The 16,188-nt window shown below is 60.4% G+C and carries 13 protein-coding genes and 1 pseudogene; 5 read left to right on the top strand and 9 right to left on the bottom strand.

From position 1 onward, the window contains the following. Positions 1 to 73 precede the first annotated feature (73 nt). From U5A57_RS32500 to U5A57_RS32490, 3 genes are all read left to right on the top strand, one after another. On the top strand, positions 74 to 859 hold the full coding sequence (locus tag U5A57_RS32500) for a MetQ/NlpA family ABC transporter substrate-binding protein (protein ID WP_321915836.1): 786 nt from the start codon (positions 74 to 76) through the stop codon (positions 857 to 859). A gap of 57 nt (positions 860 to 916) precedes the next feature. Further along, on the top strand, positions 917 to 2,146 hold the full coding sequence (locus U5A57_RS32495) for a porin (RefSeq protein WP_321915781.1): 1,230 nt from the start codon (positions 917 to 919) through the stop codon (positions 2,144 to 2,146). Between the two features lie 142 nt (positions 2,147 to 2,288). After that, a complete protein-coding gene (locus U5A57_RS32490; protein ID WP_321915780.1) occupies positions 2,289 to 3,464 on the top strand; it encodes a fumarylacetoacetate hydrolase family protein in 1,176 nt (391 codons plus the stop codon). 113 nt (positions 3,465 to 3,577) lie between these two features. Here the strand turns inward: U5A57_RS32490 and U5A57_RS32485 are convergent, their stop codons facing one another. The 3 genes from U5A57_RS32485 to U5A57_RS32475 all read right to left on the bottom strand — a co-directional run bounded on the left by U5A57_RS32485 (position 3,578) and on the right by U5A57_RS32475 (position 7,856). Continuing rightward, positions 3,578 to 4,582 (bottom strand): YncE family protein, encoded by a 1,005-nt coding sequence (locus U5A57_RS32485; RefSeq protein WP_321915779.1) that lies wholly within the window; start codon positions 4,580 to 4,582, stop codon positions 3,578 to 3,580. Between the two features lie 44 nt (positions 4,583 to 4,626). After that, positions 4,627 to 5,868: an MFS transporter gene (locus U5A57_RS32480; RefSeq protein WP_321915778.1), complete on the bottom strand. Its 1,242-nt coding sequence runs from the start codon at positions 5,866 to 5,868 to the stop codon at positions 4,627 to 4,629. Positions 5,869 to 6,242: 374 nt separating this feature from the next. After that, a complete protein-coding gene (locus U5A57_RS32475) occupies positions 6,243 to 7,856 on the bottom strand; it encodes a hypothetical protein (RefSeq protein WP_321915777.1) in 1,614 nt (537 codons plus the stop codon). Between the two features lie 58 nt (positions 7,857 to 7,914). On the opposite strand from U5A57_RS32475, the gene U5A57_RS32470 reads away from it, so the two are divergent. Beyond that, positions 7,915 to 8,523, top strand: a complete 609-nt coding sequence (locus U5A57_RS32470; protein ID WP_321915776.1) for a hypothetical protein — start codon at positions 7,915 to 7,917, stop codon at positions 8,521 to 8,523. A gap of 21 nt (positions 8,524 to 8,544) precedes the next feature. Here U5A57_RS32470 and U5A57_RS32465 read toward each other — a convergent pair whose 3' ends face one another. Next, positions 8,545 to 10,314 carry a sulfate permease gene (locus U5A57_RS32465; RefSeq protein ID WP_321915775.1) on the bottom strand — a complete coding sequence of 590 codons (1,770 nt, stop codon included), beginning with the start codon at positions 10,312 to 10,314 and terminating at the stop codon, positions 8,545 to 8,547. Positions 10,315 to 10,645: 331 nt separating this feature from the next. Further along, positions 10,646 to 10,786: pseudogene (locus tag U5A57_RS32460) on the bottom strand (DUF2950 family protein); the annotation flags it as partial. Positions 10,787 to 11,073: 287 nt separating this feature from the next. On the opposite strand from U5A57_RS32460, the gene U5A57_RS32455 reads away from it, so the two are divergent. Next, positions 11,074 to 11,547, top strand: coding sequence for a hypothetical protein (locus U5A57_RS32455; protein ID WP_321915774.1), 474 nt, complete (start codon positions 11,074 to 11,076; stop codon positions 11,545 to 11,547). 301 nt (positions 11,548 to 11,848) lie between these two features. Here U5A57_RS32455 and U5A57_RS32450 read toward each other — a convergent pair whose 3' ends face one another. The 4 genes from U5A57_RS32450 to U5A57_RS32435 all read right to left on the bottom strand — a co-directional run bounded on the left by U5A57_RS32450 (position 11,849) and on the right by U5A57_RS32435 (position 16,119). Then, entirely contained in the window at positions 11,849 to 12,097 is a 249-nt protein-coding gene (locus tag U5A57_RS32450) for a pentapeptide MXKDX repeat protein (RefSeq protein WP_321915773.1), read from the bottom strand. Between the two features lie 428 nt (positions 12,098 to 12,525). Continuing rightward, the gene (locus U5A57_RS32445) at positions 12,526 to 13,467 is read right to left on the bottom strand and encodes an ABC transporter substrate-binding protein (RefSeq protein WP_233885521.1); all 942 of its coding nucleotides are present in this window, start codon (positions 13,465 to 13,467) and stop codon (positions 12,526 to 12,528) included. 95 nt (positions 13,468 to 13,562) lie between these two features. Then, complete coding sequence (locus tag U5A57_RS32440; RefSeq protein WP_321915772.1) at positions 13,563 to 14,588, bottom strand: ABC transporter permease; 1,026 nt, start codon at positions 14,586 to 14,588, stop codon at positions 13,563 to 13,565. A 19-nt stretch (positions 14,589 to 14,607) separates the two neighbouring features. Next, a complete protein-coding gene (locus U5A57_RS32435) occupies positions 14,608 to 16,119 on the bottom strand; it encodes a sugar ABC transporter ATP-binding protein (protein ID WP_321915771.1) in 1,512 nt (503 codons plus the stop codon). Positions 16,120 to 16,188: the final 69 nt, after the last annotated feature.

Below are 16,188 nucleotides of genomic sequence, written 5' to 3'. Positions count from 1 at the left end.
TAATCGGCCTTCCCAGACCGCGAAGGCCTCCATCGTGATAAATAAATTAGTTATCCAAATAGTATTTTCCACTATCGCACTGTTTGCGCTGCAATTGCCGGTGCACGCTGCCGACAATGCCGCTCACGTGTTGCGCGTCGGCTTCGTGCCCGGCCCATACGCCGACGAATTCCGCGAAGGCGTCGAGCCGCAACTCAAACGCAAGGGTTACACCGTTCAGTATGTCAATTTCAGCACCGGTCTCGAAGCAAATCAGGCGGTTTGGCACGGCGAGATCGCGGCGGACGTGATGCAGCACAACGTCTATCTGAAGGCATACAACGACCGGAACGGCACCGATCTCGTCGGCGTCGTACAAGTGCCGACACCGCCTATGGGCCTCTACTCGACCCGCCATCGTTCGCTCTCCGAGGTGAAAGCCGGCGCAACGGTCGCCGTGCCGAACGACCCCGTCAACCTCGAACGCGCGCTCAAGATTCTTCAGTCGATCGGCTGGATCCGCATTCGCGAGAATCCCAATCCTGTCGATGTCTCCGAGCGTGACGTGGTCGCCAATCCTGCTGGCATCCGTATCGTCCCGCTCGAAACCGCACAGGCGCCGCGCGCCCTCGAGGACGTCGATTTCGCGGCGATCCAGGGCAACTTCGCCATTTCCAGCGGGCACCGTTTGACCGAAGCGCTGGCGCTCGAGCAAATGCGCTCGCCTTACGTGAATCAAGTGGTCGTCAAATCGGCGAACCGCAACTCACCGGAGACCGCCGATATCGTCGCGGCCTATCGGTCGGAAGAGTTCCGTGCCGCGATCCTGCGCAATGAGACCTACAAAGGCTATCGCCTGCCCGATTACTTCCCGCACTAACGCATTCCAGATTGCCGCTGTCTAGTCTCGACCACGTTTTAAAACAAGACCCGAACCATGAAAAAAACACTTCTCGCGCTCACTACCATCGCACTATCACCCGCCGCAGCCTACGCTCAGAGCAGCGTGACGCTCTACGGTATCGTCACGGGCAACGTGACGTACACGAACAACGTTCAAACAGCGGCAACGGCCGCCGGTGGCAAACCCACCGGGGGCGGCCAGGTCGCCCAGTTCGACAGCGGCACCTCGGGCCCGAGTTCGAGCCGCTGGGGCCTGAAAGGCACCGAAGATCTGGGCGGCAGCGTGAAGACGTTGTTCGTGCTCGAAAGCGGCTTTAGCGTGAGCAATGGCACGCTCGGCCAGGGCGGCACCCTGTTCGGCCGTCAGGCATGGGTCGGGCTCACCGCGCCGAACTACGGCACCGCATCGCTTGGGCGTCAGTCCGACGCCGCGGTGGATTACGTGTCGCCGCTGCTCTATGCGTGGTACTTCGGCAATCTCGCGATCCATCCGGCCGACTACGACAACCTCAACTTCACGCACCGCATCAATAACGCGATCAAATACAGTTCGGACTCCTTTGGTGGATTCCGGTTTGGCGCGTTATACAGCCTGGGCGGGATTGCCGGCAACTTCACGCAGAACCAGTACTGGTCCACGGGCTTCAGCTATACCGGACCGAGCGTTGCGATCGCCGCGTCGATCATCAACGCGCGCAATCCGAACAACTCGCTCTATGGCACGAATGCGAACGCGAGCGCCACGGGCAACAATCTCGGCTCGGCCGGTTCCGCCACGAGCCCGGCATCGAATCCGTCCATCTCGGGATTCGCCTCCGCGCGCACGCAGCAAACGGTCGCCGTGGCCTCGACCTGGACCATCGGCTCGGCCATCCTGGGCCTCGCCTGGTCCAACACGCAATACCGCGATCTCGGCGCTACGGCCTCGCTCAACACGCAGAACTACCACGGCACGGCCTCGTTCAGTACGGTGGGCGCGAGCGTGCGTTATCAGGTCACGCCGTTCCTGCGCGTGGGCACGTCGTTCGATTACACGAATGGCGGCAACCTGAACGGCAGTGGCGGCGCGCGCTATGAGCAGTGGAACCTGGGCGCCGGCTACTCGCTCTCGAAGGCCACCGAACTGTACGCAACGGCCGCGTACCAGCACGCAAGCGGCGTGGACTCGTGGGGCCGCCAAGCGGTCGCGGACATCGGCTACCTGTCGCCCTCGACAACGTCGAATCAGGTTGCGGTGTCTGCGGGTATCAAGCACCTGTTCTAACGCGCAACGCGAGCCGCCGTTCAGCCGATTCGAGGGCGCCGGCTCGCTCGTCCATCCTGTTGGATAATGAGGCGTTCGTTTGGACGCGCACGCTCATCCGCCCTACGATGCGTGTCGCCACTCTCACTCCGGAACGCCTGCCATGTCCTCAACATCCGCTTATCTTCCGCACGATCTCGACAATGCGCTACTCGTCGGCCGCGTCTGGCGGCCCACACCAGAGGGCGACGGCCCCTGCGTCGTCGTCGTGCGCGGCGGCATGGTCTTCGATATTTCGCAGATTGCCCCCACCACGGCCGACTTGTTCGAGTACGACGATCTGCTCGATGTCGTGCGGCATACGCCCGGCGAGCCGCTCGGCACGGTTGATGCCTTGCTCGAACACAGCCTCGCGGGCGATCGCCCCGACGATCGCCCTTCGCTGCTCGCGCCGTGTGACCTGCAGGCCATCAAGGCTTGCGGCGTGACGTTCGCCGTGAGTCTTCTGGAGCGCGTTATCGAGGAACAGGCCGGCGGCGATCCTGCCAAAGCGCAGGACGTGCGCGCGGAAATCACGAAGCTGATCGGCGCCGATCTTTCGAAGATCAAGCCCGGCTCCGCGGCCGCGATCAAACTGAAGGAAGCGCTTCAGCGCCGCGGCGCGTGGTCGCAATACATGGAAGTCGGTATCGGCCCGGATGCCGAGGTGTTCTCGAAGTCCCAGCCAATGTCTGCCGTAGGCTTTGGCGCCGATATTGGCCTGCATCCCGCCTCTGCGTGGAATAACCCCGAACCCGAAATCGTGCTCGCGGTGAACAGCCGCGGCGAGGTGGTCGGGGCGACGCTCGGCAACGACGTCAATCTGCGCGATATCGAAGGCCGCTCCGCTCTGCTGCTCGGCAAATGCAAGGACAACAACGGCTCGTGCGCCATTGGGCCGTTCATTCGTTTATTCGACGAAACGTTCACGCTCGACTCGGTTCGCGCCACCAGCGTCTCGCTGCGCGTGGAAGGTGCGGACGACGGCTTTCTGCTCGAAGGCGTGAGTCATATGCAGGAAATCAGCCGCGATCCGCTCGATCTCGTTTCGCAGGCGTGGGGCCGGCACCATCAGTACCCGGACGGTTTCATGCTGTTCCTCGGCACGATGTTCTCGCCGATCAAGGACCGCGACGCGCCCGGCGGCGGCTTCACCCATCACCTTGGCGACCGCGTCACGATCAGTGCGCCGCCGCTTGGCGGCATCGTCAACACCGTGCGGCTCTGCACGGAAATCGAACCGTGGACGTTCGGTGTGCGGGCGCTTTACGCCAATCTCGCCGAGCGCGGTCTTTTTTAAGGTTCTTCGTGGATTTGCGGGGAGATCGGTTGCGGGCAGGCGGTAGTCGGCCCGAATCGGCCAGTTGGAAAAGATTGGGCAATGTCGTGTTCAACGACGTGAGACACCGAAGCTCATCGGGGCGCCATGATGCGCAGCACAGGATGCCCGTCGACGTCCTTCAGCGGATACCAGGACCGATGCGTCTGCGCATCGACAGTCACAACATGTGCGTTCGGGCCGACCCTGCCGTCGCCGATCCTCGTCACGCGGGTCGCGCCCACACGGAACATTGACACGACGCCCGCCTCGCCGGCCACGTATGCCACGTGCAATACGGGATCGAACGCCAGCACATCCGGATCGCCGCCGACGTCGTACGCCTCGACAACCTTCATCGTGCGCATGTCGAGCACAAGCAGGCGATCGTTGTCCTCACAGGCAATCAGTGCGAGGCGTGATTCCGGAATGAGCAGCAGTCCGTGATTGCCTTTCGCGCCCGGGAGCTCAATACGCGCAACAACCGTGTTGCTGGCCGGGTCTATCTCCACCAGTTGGCGACGTGTCTGTACGTTGACGAAGATGTGCCGGGAGACCGGGTCGTATTGCGAATTGCCCACTTCACCGTCGAGCGGAATCGTCGCAATACGGCGGTTGCCCGGGACATCGATCACCGTCTCCGTTTCTCCTGTCTCATCGGATACGAAGAGTCTGCGCGTATCGGGCGCGTACGCCATGCCGTCCGGATAGACGCCACCGGGCGCCCGTGCGGCGATCTTCAGTGTGCGCTCGTCGATCGCGACAATCTCGTTCGTGCCGGTCGCCGAAGCGAACACGCGGGACAGTTCGGGAACCGCCAACACGCCGTGCACGGCGGAGATGCCTGGAATACGCGCGACGACGCGCGATGCGAGTGTGTCAAATACGACGACTTCGCTGTCTCCCAGATGCGCGATGAACAGCAGATGCCTGCCGGGGTCGTAGCTTTCATAATCGAATCGTGACGCGCGCCCTGGCAGCGGCACATCCTCGATGTGCTGCAGTGGCAGGTTGCCGCTCGCCGCGTCATCCGCGTCATCCGCGCCATGCGCAATACAGCCGGCGCAGCTTCCGGCTGCGATCGCGGCCGCGAACAACATGCTGATGAGCGGCGCAACGAGGCGATGACCCGCGTGCCCGCCGATCACGATGATCCTCCGTCCGGCCTGATACGACGGAAAACTGCGAGCACCGCGAGATCGTAGGCAATCTTGAGCGTGCCGCACGCTATGAGTGGTGCGCCGAGCCAGCCGGCGCCGAGCAGCCCGCCGGCGATCGTTGGCGCGATAGCCGCCGCGAGGCTACGCGGCACTGCCGTGAAGCTTGCCGCGGCCGGTCGTTCGGCTGGCGTCACGACGGCCATCACGTAAGCACTGCGGGTCGGCACATCGAGCTGCGACAGCGCACTGCGTACCAGCAGCAACACGAGGGTCAGCGGCAGCGAATGCGTGAAGGCGGCAGCGATCAGGCACACGCTCGAGGGAATGTGGGTGAACACCATTGTGTTGAGCAGGCCGATCCGGCGGGCAATCGGCGCAGCCGCCAGTTGCGAGCCGGCACTGAGCAGCCCCGACCAGAAAAAGAACTGCCCAGCGTGGGCGAGAGACAGACCAAAGCGCTGAATAAGCCACAGCGTCAGCAGTGAGTTCACGAGCAGCCCACCTGCAAACGCGTCGATGCTGAACAGCAGCGCGAGGCGTGTGACGATCCCGCGTGACGGCCCGAGCGGCGCCCGGACCGCCGCCGTGTGTGCCTGACGCTTCGGCAGGCGGAGGTATAGCAGAAATACAGCGATGCCCGTTATCGCGTAGAGGATGAACATCCCGCGCATGGCGAGGAGCGCGGAAACCCTGGAATGCGCCGCCATCCACTCCGGGAGCCCGGAGAGCAGCGCGCCCAGTGCAGCCGACAGCCCGCCCACGAGGCTGTAGCGGGCGAAAAGCGCAGTCCGGGCGTCGCCAGTCGCGGACTCGGCGAGCCGTGCGTGCTCAAGCGGCAGGAACAGGCTGACGTCACCCGAACTCGGATTGAGCGTGCCGACGAACGCGACCACGAGCAACGGCCATAGTGACGACAGGAATCCAAACGCAAGACCGGTTGCTGCCATCAGGGCGGCAGCGAAAAGCAGCAGCGCGCGTTGCGGATAACGGCTACCTAGCAGGCCGACCACAATCGTCGCAACGGCCGAGCCCAAAAGCGTGGAAGTGCCGATCAGGCCCACCGTGAGCTTCCCGAAGCCAAGCGACAGAAGATACGCTGGCAGCAGCACGGCGACGAAACCGTCACAGATCCCGCGCAAGCTCCTTGCCGCAAGCAGCAGCCATGCACCCCGGTCCACGCCCGCAGGCCGGAGCCGGATCGAAAGTGGCGCCCTGGCTGGAGTCATGGCAGTACCCGGGTTGTCGTCTCGACGTTACACCACGCGCGGGCATCCTGCCCGCATGCTTCAGGCCTGCGCGCGCGACGGCATTGCCGCCTGAAGTCTCATTGCAGCGTTATCCCAGTTGATGACGCTGCACAGCGGGTTGACGCACGCCGCTTCAACATGTAAAGCGCCATCTGGCCACGCGTGTATCCGGGCACGTGCGCCGTCGTCGTGCTCATGGGCGCCCCCTCGTATTGCTGCCCTTTTCACTGGCTGCGGAAAGCTCGCGCAGCAGGTTTGCTGAGGGTTCATGTAGATGAGGCTAGTTGTATGTAGCGTCATCTACAAGTTAACTCTGCGCACGAGCGTCAGATCGGGACCATTCACGGTCCGCGTCAATGGCTCGCAGCGTCCGCAGCGCGTTTAGCCAAGGCAAAAGCATCACTAGCGGAGGCGGGAGCCTTGAGCCGATACATCTCCTCAAGTCTGGCGTGAAGTGCAGCAGCATCAAAGCGCTTGTCGGCCTGAACCAGATTTCCTACGCTCGTGAGTTCCCCAGTCAACAACACGTAGAATCGAAGTTCATCCAGTGAGTCCCAGCATTCACACACCGTCTGCAGCGCTTTCAGGTGAAGGCCAGAAAGATAGTCAAATGCCTCATGCGGTTGAAAGCTGATGGAAACCGTGTTCGTTACGTTAAGAGGCGACAACGTGCCGGCCTGAATAATCAAGTACAACGTAATCGCTGCTGCGGTCACGGAATGCACTGACCGGCAATCGATATCCGAAGCAATAGCATATGCTTGCGAAAACTTCTCACGATGCGATAAAAACCACGATACCGCGACGCGATATTCTCCTCCGTCGTTCATCCTCGCGCGCAATCCCTCTTCAACAAGGTCGGCGTACTCTGAGTCGCTGAGAAAGCAAAGCGCGTCGTAGACTGCATAGTTTGAAGGCGGTGTTTCCACGCAGAAATTAAGCAGGCGTTCCGTCGCGACCCACGACATCCTGAATTCCGTTGCGAGCGATAGAAGAAACGCGCCACCTTCAACTGTTGGTACCGGGTGCCCCCTTTCCATGGAGCGGCCCACCGTGGCACATTCGACGGCCTTCGCAACATTCCCCAATCCAAGGAACGCTAGAGCACAGCGCAACTCGGACTCAGCGGTTCTGACTTTTACGCGTTCCAGTAGCCCTTCAGCTTCTTTGAAGCGATGCATGAAAAGTTCGCTTGTCGCGAGGTCGACAATGTCTTGGTCAGAACGTAGCAAGGTCCAGCATTTCTTCGCCAATCCGAGAATTGACGCCGCGAGAAGGACACCCGACGCTGCAATCATGGCCTCTTTGGTGAAACCACTGGGCCACTCACGAACGATGTCAAGCAAACTCCCAGGAGAGACTAACTTATGCCCGGAGTTCGTTACGGCTTCGAACATCGATTGCGTATCGTGGTCGAAACCTGCGTAAGCTATCGAGAGCGTGGCAACTTGTATCAGCGCGATTAGCGGAACGACGACTCTGGGATCCCACCTTGACCTCATGAGCTGATTCGTCGCGGCCTTTAGCGAGAGTAGCAACTTAATCTGGAAAAGGGTCGCGTAAAGCAGGAGCGCGGTTGCTAGCGCAAGGGTAGCGAAATCAGGCGGGAGTGCGCGCGGCCGCAGCAAGATGAGCGAAGCGAAAATGAGAAAGAATACAAACGGTTCAACGAGCCACGAGATTGAATGGTAGTTCTTCGTGGCTATGAAGCGTCCTTCGGAAGGGAGGCTCAATTTCTCCCACGTCATGACCGCAATATGCAAAGGCCAAACCAGGCCCTGACACAGCGCTGCGACGACGTCCAATGCCGTCATCAACACCCGCCGGCGCAATTGTTCCCATTCGGTTCCTTCAGCTGCTTGATACACCCTCGCCATCTCGGCACGACTGGATCGCGTGTCGCGAACGAGAATTACGTACGCAATTCGAAATCCGATTACCGCGTAGACAATGACGGCAAGCAACATCTTGATCTCCCCCACAATCAATTGCGTCCAAGCACCCCTCCACGACCGTGACCACTACATGTTTGATGCCATCGGCGATTTTTGTGATCGCGTCACCCGCCGCACCAATAGCCTCGACGAGATCCTTCAGCATCCTGATATTGATTTCCATCGCGGGCTCCTTGTTGTTGCTCTTGTGCAGCGCAGGCAGCGCGGGCCTTTCACGAAAGATAGGACGGGAGCAGCAGGAGTCAAGGAAATGACAGGCTTTGCTGGGGTGCGAATCCGTCGCGGGGCGTACAGGGAGTATCGCGTGATTGACGGTACCTCGACGCAACGATGCAGTTCCGCAACGCCCCGCCTCCCGTCACTGGAAAGCGAAGTCAGGCACCTGTGGCGCGCGGGCGAAAGGCTCGGCCCCCATCCTGGCGTTTGTGTAGGCATCGACGAATTTGTACGAGCCAAGGTCGGTCAGCTATTGCTTCTCAAACCGTCCTGCGGCCGATACTCGCGGCCGTTGGTGGACGGCGAATGTTGTCGAGTGGCGGCTTACGGCGAAGTTGGCGCGCGCGTACAGTCGGCCAGTTCCGGCCGTTCATCAACACTGGGGCTTTGCCATTCAAATGTCTCTCCGGCCCAACGAGCAGTCGTTCAACCCGGTTTCCAGGTGATACATGCTTCAGATTAGCCTTGATCCGCCGCACCCTAATCAATTCATTTTTTTCCCAACCGGGTCCGCCACCGCGGTCTTGACGTCGAGTTCGTGCATATACGTCCCAATCAGGTCATCCACCGAAACGCGGCGGCCGATATCGTCAACCTGCTGCTCCAGTCCTTCCGCGCGAAGCATATCGCGCACGCTGCCATGAGCGGCAACGATCCGCAGGATCCCTCCCGCTTCGGAGAGCTCAGCATGCAGGGTAGCGAGCATCCGGGCTCCGGCGATATCAACCGCCGGAGAATTGGACAGATCGACTATCACCAGCTCGACCGCGCCCGTTGCCGCCCGGATTGTCTCCCGTACCGCTGCCCGTACATGGTCCGTGTTGAAGTAAACCAGCGAAGCCTCAACTCGGAAAATGAGAACACCAGGTATCCGCTCATTGTCGGGATGACGCTCGATATCCGAGTATCGGTGTGTTCCTGGAATGCGTCCGAGCACCGCCACGTGCGGATGTGCTGCGCGCCGGATGAGCAATAGCATCGACGCGAGTACCGCGAAGATCACCCCTTTGAGAATGCCCAGCAGCAATACGGCAATGAAGGCGACCATCGACACCATAAACTCGTAGCGGCTGGCGTACCAGACGTGGCGCAATTCGCGAATGTCAACGAGGCCCTTGACCGCCACCAGCACGACGGCCGCCAGAACGACGTTGGGCAGGTTGACCAGCAAACCTGTGAGGAACATCAGGCACAGGCCGATAGCAATCGACGCGAACACTAGCGCCAGCGGGGTCTTCGCGCCGGCCTTGTCGTTCACGGAGGACTGCGACAAACCACCCGCCACCGGGTACCCATGAAAGACGCCTACGGCGAGATTCGCCGCGCCGAGCGCCAATAGCTCCTGACGCGGGTCGATTTCATATCCGTGCTTCTGCGCGATAGCGCGTGCCGCCGATACGCTCTCCACGTACGACAACAGCAGACACGCGAACGCAAGCGGAACGATGCCATCGACGTCACGGACCCTGAGCGGCGGGAAATGAAAACCGGGCAATCCGCGCGGCAAATTTCCGACGACCGTGAACCCCATGCTGCCCAGTGGCGTCACCGACAGCAGCACGATGGAGAGCGCCACCACGAACAAGGCGACCGGGCGCCCAGGCAAGTATTTTTCGCCGAGCATCAGCAGGGCCAGCGCGCCAAGCCCGAACGCAAGCACGACAAGATGGGTGCCAGGAAGCTGCCCAACCAGAATCGCGACACGCTCATAGAACTGCTCACCGCCCCCTTTGACACCAAACAGCTTTGGCAATTGAGTCAGTGAGATCGTCAGCGCGGCTCCGGCCTTGAAGCCAAGCAGTATCGTTTCGCTGATGAAGTTCACAAGCGAACTGAGCCGCAGGAGCCACCCCAGCAGGCACATGGCGGCGATCAGTACCGCCGTCAATGCGGCAATGTATGCGAACCGTTCGGCATCGCCGCCGGCCATGTCCACGACCGTCACGCCGACGAGCATCGAGATTGCCGAAGTGGGTCCAATCGCCAGCTGGCGCGACGAACCGAACAGCGCGTAGAAGATCCCCCCCACCAGATAGCCATATATGCCGTATTGAGCCGGCAATCCAGCGAGCGTCGCGTAGGCTAGCGAGACAGGAATGCCGTAGGCAGCAAGCGTCACCCCGGCTACGAGATCGGAAGAAAGCCACCGCAGTTTGTAGTTCGTCAGCCATTGAGCCGGCGCCAAAATCGCACGCCAGCCTCTGGCGGTCGCCGCCCCGCTGGCGCTGACGGCAGCAACGTGCTCTTCGACCATTGCACCCTCCCTCCCGACGATGGGTCCGAATTGGCCTGTCCGGGATCCACAACTCAAGTCGGACTACGACCGGCCATGAAGAGTCGGGCCTCTCTCAAGAATAGATGATCCAGATGTCCGACTCGTCATGGCTACCACGGCCGGGATGTGGAGCACGTCGAGAGAAGTTCGACTTGTTTGGGACTAGCAGTCAGGTCATTGGCGTGCGCCGGTCTGAAAGGCGGTTCAGAGTTGGCTACGGCCGACCACGTCGGACGTTAGTCGGCGATGAAGCAACGCTCGCACAATTTGCGCACCGCATGCGAACGGATGACTCGCTATCGCGATCAGGCACCTTGCTCCAGCCTGGCCTCGGGCCGAACGTCTTTGTCGCCTCCGCTTTCGTGGCGCTGCCCGGCCCGAGGTCCCGTTCGTAGACCTGACCGGACTGGCGCACCATGAGCGTTTTGATGGCCGTCTCGCCGTACTTCACCTGGCAATGCGCCCTTGTGCTTGCGCAGGAAGTCGCTCATGTCCACCCTTCCCTGCGCTCGGTTGCACGCCTTGGCGTTTACGCCTAGTGGCATGAAATACGAAAAAATTGTCGTAAAAAGATAAAACGCGGGTTACGTGATCCCCTACAGTTCCACCCGCATTCTGTTTTTGTAACAAGATGTAAATGGGTTCGCTTCAGCGGTTGGTCACTGTGCCGCGTGGCACCATTTTATAAATGGCCGTAGAGGCCAACCTGTTTATTCTGTATGTGTAGGAGACCGAAGTATGAAGAGAATAATCATAACTGCTATTGCTGGCGCGACCGTCCTGATGTCCGGCTGTGCATCGATTGTTGGTGGGACGCAGCAAACTCTTTCTGTCGATGCGCATAAAGGCGCGGATACCGTGACTGGCGCAACGTGCGAACTGAAAAACGATAAAGGCACGTGGTTCCTGACTACGCCGGGGACCGTGACGGTTCATCGTTCCGCCGACGCACTGAATGTCACTTGCAAGAAGGATGGCCTTGAACCCGCGACAAGCACCGTGAAATCATCCGTCAAAGGTTCAGCGTTCGGTAACATTCTCTTCGGCGGCATTGTCGGCGCGGCTATCGACACCGCGAACGGTTCGGCTTTCGATTATCCCGACCTCATAACGATGCTGTTCGGCAAATCGGATTCAGAGAAAGCTGGAATCAAGCAGGACGTCAAAGCTGACGTGAAGTCAGAAACGAAACCTGCCACCGCGACGAACTGATTTGGAGTGCCCCCTTCGGCGGGGCTTATTCCAACGCGCCGTCGGTGAAAACCGGGACAAGATGAGGCGGTCGTCAATTCTCACTTGATCCGCGATGCGCAAGGATTTTATCGGCCAATTTATTCGCGGCCTTGTCGAGGCAAATCTGTACCGACTTCGTTCAACACGAGCGATACCTGGATCGGACGCTGTAGTCCTGAAAGCAGGCGTTGCTGCTGCGAATGCGCAATGGCCGAAACGGGTCGGCTTCGGGCGTTCGCGTAGGCCAGTAGTCGGCCAGGAGCGAACGCCTGGAAGGAGTTCACTTCACCTCGGGATTCTTGGTTCCATCTTCGGCCATGCCGCCATGGTCTATCGCATCTTCTTTCATCCCGTCTTTGGCCATGCTGTCGACACTCATCGCGTCTGATTCCGTTACACTCTTTGCGGTGGTCTCCTGACTCGTCGCGTCTTCGGAATTCGCGTCGGTTGACGCACTATCAGCAGCGAAGGCGCCCGCAGCGGCGAACGACACGCAACTGGCAAGAATGGTGGCAGTGAGCTTGTTCATGATGTGATCCCTCAGCGAACTGACGACGAAGCTGAAAATCTAGAGGAAAGTCGCTCGACGATGGGCACCCGGTCCTGCCGCGAACCCGTGGCGGGCATGGCACCTCCCGGCACTCTCGCTCGGCGACTGCCATGTCATTCTTTGCCTGGACGGATAGGAAAGGGAGTCGGCATGCACTCCAAACGGCCTGGGTAAAGTCCCCACATGCAAGCGAATCACTGGGGAGTGACGGTAAGTAGGGGCTGAAGGTCAGCCCGGACGGTCCACCGACCACGGCGATAAGGCAATGGCCGCTGTACCTTCGAGAGGGGTCATCGCGGCAGCGGATGATCGAACGACGGCAGTGGGTCTGACGTGCGCCGCAGACTCCCAAAACAAAGAGGAAGAGCCGCAGCTCTTCCTCTCGTATTGCGCTCGACCCAAACCAATCAGTCGTAAAGCACTGCAGCGATCTTCGGGTCGCTCATATTGGTTTTGTCGTACCAGTAAAAGCCCGTGTCGATTTTCTTCGGCAGCGTTTCGCCCTTCAACGCCTTCGCCGCAGAATCGACCACACACTTGCCGATACCGACCGGGTTCTGCGTGATCGCGCCCGCCATCAGGCCGGACATGATCGCTTCCTTTTGCTCCTTGCCCGAGTCGAAGCCGATCAGCACCAGTTTCTTGCCCGACTCCTTCACGCCAATCGCCGCGCCTTCCGCCGAGCCCTCATTGGCGCCGAAAATGCCCTTGAGGTTCGGGTTCGCCTGAATCATGGCCTTGGCGATTTCCGCCGACTTCAGGTGGTCCCCCGCGCCGTACTGCACGGAAACGATCTTGATGCCCGGGTGCTTCGTCTTCATCTCGTTGAGGAAGCCGTCGCGCCGGTCGATACCCGTGCGGCTCGTCTGGTCATGCACGATCACGCCGACTTCGCCTGCGTTGCCGATCATCTCCGCCATTTTGTCGGCGGCGAGCGCGGCGGCGGCGAGGTTATCCGTGGCGCAGGTCGTGAGCGGAATATCGCTGTCGACGCCGGAGTCGAACGCGATCACGGGGATCTTGCTGGACTGCGCGCGTTTGAGCAGCGGAACGGCGGCCTTGCTGTCGAGCGCGGCAATGCCGAGCGCCTGCGGTTTCTTGGCGAGCGCGGCAGAGAGCATGTCGATCTGCTTGTCGACCATGGCCTCGGTTTCAGGGCCTTCGAACGTGATCCGGACGTTGTTCGCCTTCGCCGACTGTTCCGCGCCGGACTTCACGGCTTGCCAGAACTGATGCTGGAAGCCTTTCGAAATAATCGGAATGTAGGGTTCCTCAGCATAGGTCAGGCTCGACGCGCCCACGAGCGCGCCCACTCCGATTACGGCACTGATGAGTTTTCTTTTCAACATGACGTTTCTCCTCCTAAGGTGGGCCATAGACCTCCAGCCGTTGAGGGAGTCTTGTTTTACTCCCCGTTCTTTCCGTGCTTCTTCCGTCTCCTCTTTCAACGCTTCTTGCGCCGCAAGATATCCGCATACACCGCGAGAATGATGATGAGCCCCGTTACCACGATCTGCCATTCCTGCGCGACCGACATGATGCGCAGGCCGTTCGTCAGCACGCTCATGATGAACGCGCCGATGATGGTGCCGAGTATCGTGCCCGACCCGCCGCTCAGCGACGTACCGCCGATCACGACCGCCGCGATAGCCTCCAGCTCGTAACCCTGGCCGAGCGCCGGCTGTGCAGAATTCAGACGCGAGGCGATCAACAGTCCTGCAATGCCGCAAATCGCGCCGCCAAGACCATAGATCGCGATCTTCCAGCGATCGACATTCACGCCCGAAAGTCGCACGGCCTCTTCATTGCTGCCGAGCGCGAACGTATAGCGGCCAAGCGCCGTGCGGTTCAGCGTGATCGAACTCGCAATCGCGAGCACGAACAGAATCAGCACCGCGTTCGGCACGGGCACGCTGGGCAGGAAATAGCCGATCAGCGAGTCCTGCGAAATCATGTAGAAGTTTTCGGTGTCGGTGAAATAGATGGGCTTGTCCGACGAGACCACGAGCGAGAGCCCCTTGAGCAGCAGCATCATGCCCAGCGTGGCGATGAACGGCGGGATTTTCATCTTCGCCGTGAGCGTGCCCGAAATGGTTCCGCACAGCGCGCCCGTTACGATTGCGGCGAGCACGCCGATCCACATCGGCAAATGCCAATAGGTCAGGAATACGCCGCAAATCACGGCCGTAAACGTCATCAACGTGCCAACGGACAAATCGATGCCGCCCGTGATGATGACGAACGTGCTGGCAATGGCGAGCACGCCGTTCACAGCCGTTGCCTGCAGAATGCCGAGGATATTGTCCATCTGCATGAATGCAGGCGAAGCGAAGCTGAAAAAGATCAGCAGCAGGATCAAGCTGGCGAACGCGAGCATTTTCTGCAGCGCGGTAGGCGAGAAAATGCGCGCCTTTAAACCGGCCGACCGTTTCTGATCCGCCAGTGCTGCAGTATCCGATTGCATAGTCATGGATTCGACCTCTTGAGGCTCATGCCGCTTGCAAGGTTTCGCGCTGGGTCGCGAGATGCATGATGCGCTCCTGGCTCGCCTCGCTGGCGGAGAGTTCGCCAGTGATACGGCCTTCGCACATCACTACGATCCGGTCGCTCATGCGCAGGATTTCCGGGAGTTCCGACGAGATCATCACAATCGCCTTGCCTTGTTCCGCGAGCGCGCGCAACAGTTTGTAGATCTCGCTTTTCGCGCCAACGTCGATGCCGCGCGTGGGCTCGTCGAAGAACAGCACATCGCAGTTGCGCTCCAGCCACTTCGCAATGACGATCTTCTGCTGGTTGCCGCCCGAGAGCAGGCGCACCGGCTGCGTGGGGGAAGGCGTGCGAATGGCGAGGAGGCTGATGAAATGCGCCGCCGTCTTGCGTATCTGCATGCGGCGTAAAAACAGATTCAGCGAGAGAAATTTGCCGAGATTGGACATCACGATGTTCGATTCGACGTCCATGCCGGTCGCAAGGCCAAAGCGCTTGCGGTCCTCGGAGAGATACCCGATGCTGTGCGCGACCGCGTCGCTCGGCGTTTTGATCGACGCCTTTGCGCCTTTCACGAAGATCTCGCCGGATTCGACTGGGTCCGCACCGAACACCGCCCGCGCGACTTCGGTTCGGCCCGCGCCCATGAGTCCCGCAAACCCGAGTATTTCGCCTTTGCGCAACGTGAAACTCACGTCCTTCACGAGCGGGCCCGCGTTCAAATGCTTCACTTCGAGCGCGACTTCGCCCTGCTGCGCCGGCCCCTGATACGGCGCGACGTCGGCGAGCGTTCTGCCGACCATCATGCCGATGATGGCCTGCACGCTCGTATCGGCGGCGCCGACAGTGGCCACGTATTCGCCGTCGCGCAGCACGGTGACGCGATCGGCAATCTGCTTGAGCTCATCCATCTTGTGCGAGATGTAGACGACTCCCACGCCCCGCTCTTTCAACTGGCGAATGATGCGGAAAAGCTCGGCGATTTCCGCGTCGTTGAGCGCGGAAGTCGGCTCGTCCATGATGAGCACGCGCGAATCGTACGACAGCGCCTTGGCGATCTCGACCATCTGCTGGCTCGCGACGGTGAGCGAGCCGACCACGGTGCGCGGGTCGAGCTGCACGTGCATGCGCGCGAGAATCGCATGCGCCTGCGCATTGAGTTTGTCTTCGTCGAGAAAGAGCCCAAGACGGCCGCGCGGCTCGCGGCCAATGAACATGTTCTGCGCGACGGTCAAATGATTCATCAGCTGGAGTTCCTGATGAATGATGCCGACGCCCACAGCCTGCGCCTCGCGCGGGCTTGCAAACGCGACATGCTGGCCATCGTAGAGAATGTCGCCCGAGTCGCGCGTATAAACGCCCGCGAGAATCTTCATCAAGGTCGACTTGCCCGCGCCGTTCTCGCCCATCAACGCGTGCACTTCGCCCGCCATGAGCTCGAATTGCACTTCGTGCAGCGCTCTCACGCCAGGAAAGCTCTTGCTCAGCTTGCTAACGGAAATGAGCGGCGTCATGGCGCAAATCCGCAAAGAAAAGCCAGACACATTACCGGGGCCCCTTGATTCCGTGCGCGGCGAAGCTTC

Origin of the sequence: Paraburkholderia sp. J11-2 (assembly GCF_905220185.1) — a bacterium.
In the GTDB taxonomy this organism is placed as follows: Bacteria; Pseudomonadota; Gammaproteobacteria; order Burkholderiales; family Burkholderiaceae; genus Paraburkholderia.
This window is presented reverse-complemented; position numbering and strand designations above follow the sequence as displayed.

Bases quoted from the DNA above. Each gene is read 5' to 3' on its own strand.
- U5A57_RS32480 (WP_321915778.1), bottom strand. From the start codon at position 5,868: ATGACTCCAGCCAGGGCGCCACTTTCGATCCGGCTCCGGCCTGCGGGC.
- U5A57_RS32490 (WP_321915780.1), top strand. From the start codon at position 2,289: ATGTCCTCAACATCCGCTTATCTTCCGCACGATCTCGACAATGCGCTA.
- U5A57_RS32450 (WP_321915773.1), bottom strand. From the start codon at position 12,097: ATGAACAAGCTCACTGCCACCATTCTTGCCAGTTGCGTGTCGTTCGCC.
- U5A57_RS32435 (WP_321915771.1), bottom strand. From the start codon at position 16,119: ATGACGCCGCTCATTTCCGTTAGCAAGCTGAGCAAGAGCTTTCCTGGC.
- U5A57_RS32470 (WP_321915776.1), top strand. From the start codon at position 7,915: ATGTTTGATGCCATCGGCGATTTTTGTGATCGCGTCACCCGCCGCACC.
- U5A57_RS32465 (WP_321915775.1), bottom strand. From the start codon at position 10,314: ATGGTCGAAGAGCACGTTGCTGCCGTCAGCGCCAGCGGGGCGGCGACC.
- U5A57_RS32455 (WP_321915774.1), top strand. From the start codon at position 11,074: ATGAAGAGAATAATCATAACTGCTATTGCTGGCGCGACCGTCCTGATG.
- U5A57_RS32445 (WP_233885521.1), bottom strand. From the start codon at position 13,467: ATGTTGAAAAGAAAACTCATCAGTGCCGTAATCGGAGTGGGCGCGCTC.
- U5A57_RS32475 (WP_321915777.1), bottom strand. From the start codon at position 7,856: ATGTTGCTTGCCGTCATTGTCTACGCGGTAATCGGATTTCGAATTGCG.
- U5A57_RS32485 (WP_321915779.1), bottom strand. From the start codon at position 4,582: ATGTTGTTCGCGGCCGCGATCGCAGCCGGAAGCTGCGCCGGCTGTATT.
- U5A57_RS32495 (WP_321915781.1), top strand. From the start codon at position 917: ATGAAAAAAACACTTCTCGCGCTCACTACCATCGCACTATCACCCGCC.
- U5A57_RS32440 (WP_321915772.1), bottom strand. From the start codon at position 14,588: ATGACTATGCAATCGGATACTGCAGCACTGGCGGATCAGAAACGGTCG.